Below are 612 nucleotides of genomic sequence, written 5' to 3'. Positions count from 1 at the left end.
ACTTGCGAGCGAGCGATCCTCTGCCGGTTCTGCGCCCACTCGATAGCTGCGAACGCCTGCATTTCGACCGGCATCTCCATCATCGGCGTGTCCTCCTGTAGCCGAAGGTACTCCGTCGCGTATCCCGCCGGTTCCTCCAAGTCTAAGCGCACCTCTATGGCCTTCTCGCGGGTATGAGCCTCTGGTTTCGCCAAGTCACACGCTTCGATGTGCTTCTCAATCGCCGGGTAGAACGTGTTCTCCAACACAGCCACGATCTCGTGGTCCGTGTCGAACGTGTCGCGTAGCCCTGTTGCCTGCAAGTCGATGTAAATAGCATCGTGACAATGCACGTAACAGGCGTTCTCTCCCGGATTCTCAGCATCCAACCCGTGCACGTCGTCACCACGAACGTACCCCCACTGTTCAGACTCTAAGCCGAGATGGTACTCCGCTGCGTTCCGCACCACGTCGTACACGTCACCCTGCGACCACGTGCGGGCCACGCGGTCGCCGTGATCGACCGGCGGCACCCGCTCACCGTCCGGCTTCGATGAACCCGTCCGCGTGAGCATGATCGTAGCGACGTCGCCCCATTCGCCCTCGACGTGCTCGCCGGAGCGAGCACTGTCT

General features: G+C 61.3%; 1 pseudogene. It reads right to left on the bottom strand.

Annotated features, from left to right (window positions below):
* Positions 1 to 612 (bottom strand): annotated as a pseudogene (locus C476_RS00040) (hypothetical protein); the annotation flags it as partial.

This window comes from Natrinema limicola JCM 13563 (genome assembly GCF_000337475.1).
Classification (GTDB): domain Archaea; phylum Halobacteriota; class Halobacteria; order Halobacteriales; family Natrialbaceae; genus Natrinema; species Natrinema limicola.
The sequence above is the reverse complement of the archived record's forward strand: the minus strand, read 5'-3'. Positions and strand labels throughout refer to the sequence as shown.